This window comes from Pseudomonas sp. Q12-87 (genome assembly GCF_001269755.1).
GTDB classification, from domain to species: domain Bacteria; phylum Pseudomonadota; class Gammaproteobacteria; order Pseudomonadales; family Pseudomonadaceae; genus Aquipseudomonas; species Aquipseudomonas fluorescens_S.
Genome location: NZ_LHVI01000021.1, coordinates 1 through 10283, shown reverse-complemented (window position 1 = coordinate 10283; position 10283 = coordinate 1). Strand labels below are relative to the sequence as shown.

Sequence of the window (10283 nt, the reverse complement as noted above, 5' to 3'; positions counted from 1 at the left end):
CGAAGCAACCTCAGAACCAGACACCTCGGTGTAACAGGCTGACCGTGTTCAGCCTTTTTGGGGCTGTTGCGCAGCCCAGCGGGAGCAAGCTCCCTCGCCACGGGCTTGTGGTTGGCTGGAGGGTTGGGTGTTTCAGGCCAACAAAGCATTTACGACCAAACACCATTCTGTGGTGAGGGGATTTATCCCCGCTGGGTTGCGAAGCAACCCCAGGACCAGCCACCTCGGTATAACAGGCTGACCGTGTCCAGCCTTTTTGGGGCTGCTGCGCAGCCCAGCGGGGATAAATCCCCTCACCACAAGAGGGCTGCAACCCGGTCCATGTGGCGAGGGAGCTTGCTCCCGCTGGGTTGCGAAGCAACCCCAGAACCAGACACCTCGGTATAACAGACTGGCCGTGTCCAGCCTTTTTGGGGCTGCTGCGCAGCCCAGCGGGAGCAAGCTCCCTCGCCACGGGGAACCGCAACGTCGGCGTGGTTTTTTCGGCCAAGTGCTGGCCCCTTGCTCATTTGAACATCGTCAAACTTCTTTTATTTCAGAAAGTTGGGCGACAAACCTATGCGTATTTCCATGTGGGTCGTGGCGACATTTCTGCTCGCGGCCGTCTCGCTTGAGGCCCAGGCCCGGGCATTGACGCAAAACCAGCAGTCGGTCTGCCGCTGGGGTTCGGACATTGCGGCCGGGGCGCAGGCCTCCAAGCTCTCTGGCACCAGCCTGTACGGTGCGCGCAAGCGCTTGCAAGTGCGCAAGTTTCCCCGGCCCTGGATGCGCATGACTGCCCTGGGCATTACCGAACAGACCTACAACAGCGCTTCGCGCCTCAAGCCGGCCGCCGTCAAGCAGACCTACTACGAACAGTGCGTGCGTCATGAATTGGCGCAGAAATAGCCCCTCGTCTTCACGCCGGGCTTCGGCCAGGCATGTCGATGCCATGCTGATGCACCCGTCGGTACAGGGTTGCCCGGGAAATGCCCAAGGCGCGAGCAGCGGCGGTGGGCTTCCAGCGGTGACGCACCAAGGCATCGAGCAGGGCCTGGCGTTCCGGGCTGGCGATGGGCTCCGGCGCATGGGCATCGGCATCTGCGGGGTGCAACGACTCGGGCAACTGGCTGAGTTGGATGACACTGCCTTCGCACACCGCGCAGGCGTAACGCAGCACATGGCGCAACTGGCGGATATTGCCCGGCCAGTGATAACCGAGCAGGCATTCCAAGGCCGCGCCGCTCAACTGCAGAGCCTCGCCACATAACGCCGACTCCTCGGCGAGAATGCGGTTGATCAGCATCAACCGGTCACTGCGCTCGCGCAACGGCGGTAACTGGAAGCGCGCACCGCCGAGGCGGAAGTACAAATCCTCACGAAACTCGCCAGCGGCCACCAGCGTCTCCAGGTCGCGGTGGGTGGCGCAGATCACTTGGATGTCCACTGCTTTGCGACGGGATGCGCCCAGCGGTGCCACTTCACCCTCGGCCAGTACCCGCAGCAGACGGGTCTGCAAGGCCAGCGGCATGTCACCGATTTCATCGAGGAACAGCGTTCCGCCATCGGCCTGCTGCAACAACCCCTGCATGCCCTTGGTCGAGGCGCCGGTGAAGGCCCCGGCGACGTAGCCGAACAACTCGCTCTCGATCAGGCTTTCGGGAATCGCCGCGCAGTTCAACGCCACGAAAGGGCGATCCCGGCGCTGACTGGCCTGATGCAATTGACGGGCGAATACCTCTTTGCCCGAACCGGTTTCGCCCTGGATCAGCACTGGCAGGTTGCGGTCCTTGACCCGCACCGCCAGGCGCAGGCTGTCGGCCAGGCGCGGATCCAATTCGGCCGGGGCCAGCGCCGCCCGGGGCCGCGGGCTGGCCCGATGACGTGGCGCGCTCAAGCGGCCATGCAGAGCGGGGTCGAGCGGGTAGAGACTCTCATCACGGGCGCGGTGCAACTGTTGCGGGTCGAAGACCTGGCTGATGTGTTGCGGTAACTGACCGTACTGCTGCAACAAATACTGGCGGGCGGCTGGGTTCAAGGCCTGGAGGCAACCGTCGTCATCCCAGGCGAACAGGAAGTCGGGCTGGCTGTCGACGTATCCGGCGTTGCGGTGGGCCCGCAGCACCCAGTACTTTTGAGCGCTGCTCATGAAAAACGCCTGCTCGATTTCCCGGGCGCTCTGCACCACCATTTGTCGGATCAGATGCTGCGAGCGCCGATCATCCGGCGAGCGCACCGCCGAGACATCCAGCACCCCAAGCAACCCGCCCTGGGGGTCGAAGACCGGCGCGGCGGAGCAGGTCAGGCCGATGAACGCTGCGCGGAAATGATCGCGCTTGTGCACGGTCACCGGCGCCTTCGCCGTGAGCACCGCTGCCACGCCACACGTGCCTTCCTCACCTTCCGACCAACAGGTGCCCAGGTACAGCCCGGCCTTGCGGCAGTCGTTGCGGATCGCGGTTTCCACCCGGTAATCGATGGTCTGGCCCTGGGCGTCGGTGAGCAGGACGCAGTAGTCGGCATCGCGCACCCGACCGTGCAGACGCGCCACTTCTTCGCTGGCGATGTTGAGGAACAGCTCGGAGCGCTCGCGGCATTGCTTGAGCACATTCTCCGACAGGATGCGTGGGCCTTGCAGCGAGCCCGGGTCCAAGTGGTGCTGCTCCATGGAGCGGCGCCAGGAGTCGAGGATCAGGTCCGGGACGGGCAGTTGTGGCAATTGATCCGCGTTTCTTACCACGCGGCTGACGCAATCCACGTGCGCCCGGGAGTGAGCGGAAAGCATAGGGGCCTCCGGTTCAGCTTCTTATCGTTGTGGACGCATTAAGCGCCCTTCGCCCTGCGCAGACAAGCCTGATGACGCCGATGGCCGGCGTGAGACGCCACGTCTCACCGTCTCGCCGAGCCCTCGTGCAGGCTGACATGTGGCGTCTCACCGGGGCTCGCTTCGCTGTACCCATAACCACCAAAGAACCGCTCTAGACCGGACGTTTCGCAGGTTATGCCAGCAACTGGCACCGCCCTTGCTCTACCTCTGAAGCCCGCCCGACGGGCCATCCAATAATAACAACGAGGTGCGTATGTCTCCCTGCCCAGGTCATTTGCCTGTCTCACCCACGGTGGCGCCATGAGTCGTCGACCGCTGACGGTGGGCATCATCGCCAATCCCGCATCGGGCCGAGACGTGCGACGCCTGACCGCCAATGCCGGGTTGTTTTCCAGCACTGACAAGGTTTCGGTGATCCAGCGCCTGCTGGCCGCTTTCGGGGCCACCGGCATCGAGCAGGTGCTGATGCCCACCGACATGACCGGCATCGCTGCCGCCGTGTTGAAGAACAGCCACAGCCGCCAGGCCCGCAGCAGTCACTGGCCGGCCCTCGAATTTCTCGACCTGACCTTGCGCCAGACCGTCGAGGACACCCGCCGCGCGGCACGCCTGATGGCCGAACGCGAGGTGGCGCTGATCGCCGTGCTCGGTGGCGACGGCACGCACAAGGCGGTGGCTGCCGAGGTGGGCGACATCCCGTTGTTGACCTTGTCCACCGGCACCAACAACGCCTTTCCCGAATTGCGCGAAGCCACCAGCGCCGGGCTGGCCGGCGGGTTGTACGCCAGCGGCCGGGTACCGGCACAGCTCGGCTTGCGCCGCAACAAGCGCCTGCTGGTCTGCGATGCCGCACGCGGCCTGCGGGAAGTCGCCCTGGTGGATGTCGCCGTGTCGCCGCTGCGTTTTGTCGGCGCCCGGGCCATCAGTCGGGCGCAGGATCTGGCTGAAGTCTTCGTGACCTTTGCCGAACCGCAATCCATTGGCCTGTCGGCGCTGTGCGGCCTGTGGTTTCCGGTGTCACGCCAGGCACCGGGCGGGGCCTGGATGCGCCTCGATCCGCAATCCCCCGAAGCGCTGCTGGTGCCGCTCGCGCCGGGCTTGCTGCAAGGCTGTGGCGTGCTCGCCGCCGGCCCCCTGGAACCCGGCGTCGCCCATGGCCTGTCGCTCGCCAGCGGCACCCTGGCCTTGGACGGCGAGCGGGAAATCGAATTCAACGTCCATGACCGGCCCACGGTCACCCTCGACGCCGGCGGTCCGCTGAGCATCGACGTCAACGCGGTGCTGGCCTACGCCGCGCAACAGCGTTTGCTGGCCATTGGCCGCGAACACCCGCAACACCCTCTGAATCTTCAAGAAGACACCCCAGGAGAATAAAAATGTCGACACCGCTGACCCACGATCAACTGCTGCACGCCTACCAGGTGATGCGCACCATTCGCGCCTTCGAAGAGCGCCTGCACGTGGAGTTCGCCACCGGCGAGATCCCCGGTTTCGTCCACCTGTATGCAGGCGAAGAAGCCTCGGCCGCCGGCGTCATGGCTCACCTGGGCGATGACGACTGCATCGCCTCCAACCACCGTGGCCACGGCCACTGCATCGCCAAGGGCGTGGATGTCTACGGGATGATGGCCGAGATCTACGGCAAGAAAACCGGCGTCTGCCAGGGCAAGGGCGGCTCGATGCACATCGCCGATTTCGAAAAAGGCATGCTCGGTGCCAACGGTATCGTCGGCGCCGGCGCGCCCCTGGTGGTGGGCGCCGCGCTGGCGGCCCGGCTCAAGGGCACCGACAGCGTCGCCGTGGTGTTCTTCGGCGATGGCGGCTCCAACGAGGGCGCGGTGTTCGAAGCCATGAACATGGCCTCGGTATGGAACCTGCCGTGCCTGTTCATCGCCGAAAACAACGGTTACGCCGAAGCCACCGCTTCCAACTGGTCGGTGGCCTGCGATCACATCGCCGACCGCGCCGCCGGGTTCGGCATGCCTGGCGTGACGGTGGACGGTTTTGATTTCTTCGCCGTCCATGAAGCGGCCGGGGCGGCGGTGGAGCGCGCCCGGGCCGGGGAAGGGCCGTCGCTGATCGAGGTCAAGCTGACGCGTTACTACGGCCATTTCGAAGGCGATGCCCAGACGTATCGGGCCCCCGACGAGGTCAAGCATTTCCGCGAAAACCAGGACTGCCTGATGCAGTTTCGCGAGCGCACCACCCGGGCCGGATTGCTCACCGTGGAGCAGTTGGACCAGATCGACAAGGAGGTGGAACTGCTGATTGAAAACGCGGTGTACAAGGCCAAGTCCGATCCCAAGCCCTCTGCGGCGGACCTGCTGACCGACGTCTACGTCAGCTACCCCTGAACGCCCTCCCGAATAACAACAATAGAGAATTCCATCATGGCGAGAAAAATCAGCTATCAGCAGGCAATCAACGAAGCCCTGGCCCAGGAAATGCGCCGCGACACCAGTGTCTTCATCATGGGCGAGGACGTTGCCGGTGGTGCCGGCGCACCCGGGGAGAACGACGCCTGGGGCGGTGTGCTCGGCGTCACCAAGGGCCTTTACGACCAATTCCCCGGCCGCGTGCTGGACACGCCGCTGTCGGAGATCGGTTACGTCGGCGCCGCCGTGGGGGCCGCCACCTGTGGCGTGCGCCCGGTGTGCGAACTGATGTTCGTCGACTTCGCCGGTTGCTGCCTGGACCAGATCCTCAACCAGGCGGCGAAGTTTCGCTACATGTTCGGGGGCAAGGCTTCCACGCCCCTGGTGATCCGCACCATGGTCGGCGCCGGCCTGCGCGCCGCCGCCCAGCATTCGCAAATGCTCACCTCGCTGTGGACCCACCTCCCGGGGCTCAAGGTCGTCTGCCCGTCATCGCCCTATGACGCCAAGGGCCTGCTGATCCAGGCGATCCGCGACAACGACCCGGTGATTTTCTGCGAGCACAAGTTGCTCTACAGCATGCAAGGCGACGTGCCGGAAGAGCTCTACACCATTCCCTTTGGCGAGGCCAACTTCCTGCGCGACGGCAAGGACGTGACCCTGGTGTCGTACGGGCGCATGGTCAACACCGCGATGGACGCCGCGCGCAGCCTGGCCGGGCGCGGGATCGATTGCGAAGTCATCGACCTGCGCACCACCAGTCCGATGGACGAGGACAGCATTCTTGAGAGCGTCGAAAAGACCGGGCGCCTGGTGGTGATCGACGAAGCCAACCCGCGCTGCTCCATGGCCACCGATATTTCCGCGCTGGTGGCGCAAAAAGCCTTTGGCTCGCTGAAGGCCCCCATTGAAATGGTCACCGCGCCGCACACGCCGGTGCCGTTTTCCGATGCCCTGGAAGACCTGTACATCCCCGACGCGGCGAAGATCGAGCAAGCCGTGCTCAACGTGATCGAGTGGAGCAAGCGCTGATGAGCCAGATTTTTACCCTGACCATGCCCAAGTGGGGCCTGTCGATGACCGAAGGCCGGGTCGATGCCTGGCTCAAGGAGGAGGGCCAGGCCATCACCAAGGGCGATGAAGTGATGGACGTGGAGACCGACAAGATCTCCAGCAGCGTCGAGGCGCCGTTTTCCGGGATATTGCGTCGGCAGATCGCCCGCCAGGACGAAACCCTGGCGGTCGGCGCACTGCTGGGCATTGTCGTGGACGGCGAGGCCAGCGACGCCGAGATCGATGCGGTGATCGAGCAGTTCCAGGCCAGCTTCGTGCCGGGTGATGCGGCTGACGAAGACAGCGGTCCGAAACCGCAGAAAGTTGAATTGGACGGCCGGGTGATCCGCTATTTCGAGCGCGGCGAGGGCGGCACGCCGCTGTTGCTGGTGCACGGTTTCGGCGGTGACCTGAACAATTGGCTGTTCAACCACGAGGCGCTGGCAGCCGGGCGCCGGGTGATTGCCCTGGACCTGCCGGGGCATGGCGAATCTTCGAAAACCCTGCAAAGCGGTGACCTGGACGAACTGAGCAACGTGGTGCTGGCCATGCTCGATCACCTGGATATCAACGCGGTGCATCTGGTGGGGCATTCCATGGGTGGGGCGGTGTCGCTGAACGCCGCGCGCCTGATGCCCCAGCGGATACGCTCGCTGACCCTGATCGGCAGCGCTGGGCTGGGCGGGGAGATCAACGGCGGCTACCTGAAAGGTTTCGTCGAAGCGGCCAACCGCAACGCCCTCAAGCCGCAGTTGGTGCAGCTGTTTTCCAATGCCGAGCTGGTCAACCGGCAGATGCTCGACGACATGCTCAAGTACAAGCGCCTGGAGGGCGTCGACGCCGCGCTGCAGCAACTTTCAGCGACGTTGTTCGCCGATGGTCGCCAGCAGGTGGATCTGCGCGAAGTGGTGCAAGCCGGTCATGTGCCGACCCTGGTGATCTGGGGCAGTGACGACGCGATCATTCCAGCGGCCCATAGCGAAGGGCTGAGTGCGCAGGTCGAGTTGCTCTCCGGCCAGGGCCACATGGTGCAGATGGAAGCGGCCGAACAGGTCAACCGACTGATCCTTGAGTTCATTCAGCAGCACTGATCAAGCAGGCGGCGACCGCTGTCGTCGCCCACAGAATCCTGGAGGCAATGTCATGAACGTTTCAATCAAGCCTACCCGCAGCATGCGCGCCGCCGTCTGGCATGGCCGCAACGACATCCGCGTCGAAGACGTGCCGCTGCCGATTTCACCGCCCGCCGGTTGGGTGCAGATCCGTGTGCAATGGTGCGGCATCTGTGGCTCCGACCTGCATGAATTCGTGGCCGGGCCGGTGTTCATCCCGGTGGACGCGCCGCACCCGCTGACGGGCATCAAGGGCCAATGCATCCTCGGGCATGAGTTCTGCGGTGAGATCGTCGAACTGGGCGCCGGTGTGGAGGGCTTCAGTGTCGGTGAGCCGGTGGCGGCCGATGCCTGCCAGCATTGCGGCACCTGCTATTACTGCACCCATGGCCTGTACAACATCTGCGAAAACCTGGCGTTCACCGGGCTGATGAATAACGGTGCGTTTGCTGAATTGGTCAACGTGCCGGCCAACCTGCTCTACAAGTTGCCCGCCGGCTTTCCGGCCGAGGCCGGCGCGCTGATCGAGCCACTGGCGGTGGGCATGCACGCGGTGAAAAAGGCCGGCAGCCTGTTGGGCCAAAATGTCGTGGTGGTGGGGGCCGGGACGATTGGCCTGTGCACCATCATGTGCGCCAAGGCCGCCGGCGCCGCCCAGGTGATTGCCTTGGAAATGTCCGGCGCGCGCAAGGCCAAGGCCCTGGAGGTGGGCGCCAGCCACGTCATCGATCCGAATGAATGTGACGCCCTGGCCGAAGTCCGGCGCCTGACCGGTGGCTTGGGCGCCGATGTCAGCTTCGAGTGCATCGGCAACAAGCACACCGCCAAGTTGGCCATCGACCTGATCCGCAAGGCCGGCAAGTGCGTGCTGGTGGGAATCTTCGAAGAGCCGAGTTCATTCAACTTCTTTGAACTGGTCTCCACCGAGAAACAAGTACTTGGCGCGCTGGCCTACAACGGTGAATTCGCCGACGTGATCGCCTTCATCGCCGACGGGCGCCTGGACATCTCGCCGTTGGTGACCGGCCGTATCCAGCTGGAGCAGATTGTCGGCCAGGGTTTCGAGGAACTGGTCAATAACAAGGAGCACAACGTCAAGATTATCGTGTCTCCCGCACCGATCTGAGGGCGCCTGAAGTGGGCGATTTTGGCGGTGGCCGGTAGCGGCCATCGCATTTTTTTGAGTGCGTCGGCGTTTTTAGCCAGGTCGATAGTCTCGCCAGACGATCTCCTCGGCGAGTTGCTCATCTTTTTGCCGATATTTGTGGTCGCATTCGAGAAAAAATTCGTCGAGCTGCGGAGGCTCGACGCCGGTGCCGCTGAGCATCGAATGTACTTGGCCGCGATGATGGATCTGATGCTCGAACAAGTGCAGCAGCAGCCGGTCGATTCGTTCGCGCACCACTCCGTCGACCCGCACCAGCTCCACGGAGCGGGCCAGGTCTTTTTCCCGCAGGGCTTCGCAGCACGCCACCAGCCGCTGGTCGGTTTGGGTTTGGCTTTGCAGGAGCTGGGCGTACGGCAGGATCTCGGAGAAATCCTTTATCTGCCCATCCCGGTCGCCTTCGAGGGCGGTGAGGTAGTAGCGATCCACTTCCAGGATGTGGCAGAGCGTGCTCTGTATGGAGGGAAAGAAATTGGTGCGGTACGCCCCATATTCGGCCTCGTTCAGCCGCGCGCAGGCACTGAGCAGCCTGCGGTTGGCCCATTGGTTGTTCAGGGACTGGGCGAGGAAATAATTCATGGGGCGGTCTCCCTTTATGGCCACCACAAATCCTGTGGGAGCGGGCTTGCTCGCGAAGACGGCGGCACATGCAGCATAGTCATATCTGACAAACCGCCTTCGCGAGCAAGCCCGCTCCCACAGGGATTGGTTATTTACCTCGGGTTCCGGGTCCTAAAGCCCCACATCCGGCAACGCTGGCCGGTTCGCCATGGCCTTGGCCATGATCTGCTCCACATACAGCCGATCTTCGTCCGGCAGGGCCAGGCGCGGTGGGCGGGTGAGGGCGCTGCCGCGGCCGGCGATGGCTTCGCAGAGCTTGATGCATTGCACCAGGTCGGCGCGGGCGTCGAGGTGCAGGATCGGCATCAGCCATTCATAGATCGGCATCGCCTCGGCAAAACGTCCGGCGCGGGCCAGGCGGAAAATCGTCTCGCCTTCTTTCGGAAACACATTGGACATGCCCGAAACCCAACCTTCGGCGCCCACCGCGAGGCTCTCCAGCACCACGTCATCCAGGCCGGCGAACAACACGAAGCGATCGCCGACTTCATTGCGCACGTCGATGAAACGCCGAGTGTCGCCTGAGGAATCCTTGAAGCACACCACGTTGTCGCAGTCGGCCAGGGAAATCAGGATGTCCGGGGTCACGTCGTTCTTGTAGATGGGCGGGTTGTTGTAGACCATCAACGGCACGTCGGCATGCCGGGCCACGTAGCGGAAGTGCTCGGCGGTCTCGAACGGCTTGGAGCCATAGACCAGCGCCGGCATCAGCATCACCCCGTCGACGCCGACCTTGCGCACCGCGTTGGCGACTTTCGCGGCTTGCAAGCTGGTGAACTCGGCCACGCCGCAAATCACCGGCACCCGGCCACGGGAGGCGTCCACCGCGACTTCGGTCACGGCGATTTTTTCCTCGGCGCTCAGGGAAGTGTTTTCCCCCACGGAACCGCAGACCACCAGGCCCGACACACCGTCACGGATGACGTTGGAAATCACCTGATGGGTTTTTTCCAGGTTGATGGAAAAGTCATCGTTGAATTGCGTGGTGACGGCGGGGAAAACGCCGCTCCAGTTGATGCGTTTGCTCATGGATTGTCTCCGGTGGTTAATGGTATTTCGTATACGCAGTTAAAGTTGATTCGAATACAGAGCTTTTGTGGCGAGGGAGCTTGCTCCCGCTGGGCTGCGAAGCGGCCCCAATAACGGCCTGG

9 protein-coding genes are annotated in these 10283 nt (G+C 63.6%); 6 read left to right on the top strand and 3 right to left on the bottom strand.

Annotated elements, in window-relative coordinates:
* Positions 1–558: 558 nt before the first annotated feature.
* Positions 559–888, top strand: a complete 330-nt coding sequence (locus tag AD663_RS15510; protein ID WP_003182445.1) for a hypothetical protein — start codon at positions 559–561, stop codon at positions 886–888.
* A gap of 10 nt (positions 889–898) precedes the next feature.
* On the opposite strand, the gene AD663_RS15505 is transcribed toward AD663_RS15510, so the two are convergent.
* Entirely contained in the window at positions 899–2764 is a 1866-nt protein-coding gene (locus tag AD663_RS15505) for a sigma-54-dependent Fis family transcriptional regulator (RefSeq protein ID WP_053214082.1), read from the bottom strand.
* A 342-nt stretch (positions 2765–3106) separates the two neighbouring features.
* On the opposite strand from AD663_RS15505, the gene AD663_RS15500 reads away from it, so the two are divergent.
* From AD663_RS15500 to AD663_RS15480, 5 genes are all read left to right on the top strand, one after another.
* Positions 3107–4180, top strand: coding sequence for an ATP-NAD kinase family protein (locus AD663_RS15500; protein WP_003182441.1), 1074 nt, complete (start codon positions 3107–3109; stop codon positions 4178–4180).
* A gap of 2 nt (positions 4181–4182) precedes the next feature.
* Positions 4183–5160, top strand: a complete 978-nt coding sequence (locus AD663_RS15495) for a thiamine pyrophosphate-dependent dehydrogenase E1 component subunit alpha (protein ID WP_053214081.1) — start codon at positions 4183–4185, stop codon at positions 5158–5160.
* A gap of 36 nt (positions 5161–5196) precedes the next feature.
* Positions 5197–6213 (top strand): alpha-ketoacid dehydrogenase subunit beta, encoded by a 1017-nt coding sequence (locus tag AD663_RS15490; protein WP_053214080.1) that lies wholly within the window; start codon positions 5197–5199, stop codon positions 6211–6213.
* Positions 6213–7325, top strand: coding sequence for an acetoin dehydrogenase dihydrolipoyllysine-residue acetyltransferase subunit (locus AD663_RS15485; RefSeq protein ID WP_003182435.1), 1113 nt, complete (start codon positions 6213–6215; stop codon positions 7323–7325). The genes AD663_RS15490 and AD663_RS15485 overlap by 1 nt, the downstream gene beginning before the upstream one ends.
* 82 nt (positions 7326–7407) lie before the next feature.
* A complete protein-coding gene (locus AD663_RS15480; RefSeq protein WP_003182433.1) occupies positions 7408–8472 on the top strand; it encodes a 2,3-butanediol dehydrogenase in 1065 nt (354 codons plus the stop codon).
* A gap of 72 nt (positions 8473–8544) precedes the next feature.
* Here AD663_RS15480 and AD663_RS15475 read toward each other — a convergent pair whose 3' ends face one another.
* Both AD663_RS15475 and AD663_RS15470 read right to left on the bottom strand, forming a co-directional pair.
* Positions 8545–9090: a DinB family protein gene (locus AD663_RS15475; protein ID WP_053214079.1), complete on the bottom strand. Its 546-nt coding sequence runs from the start codon at positions 9088–9090 to the stop codon at positions 8545–8547.
* A gap of 153 nt (positions 9091–9243) precedes the next feature.
* A complete protein-coding gene (locus AD663_RS15470; RefSeq protein WP_053214078.1) occupies positions 9244–10161 on the bottom strand; it encodes a dihydrodipicolinate synthase family protein in 918 nt (305 codons plus the stop codon).
* Positions 10162–10283 lie beyond the last annotated feature (122 nt).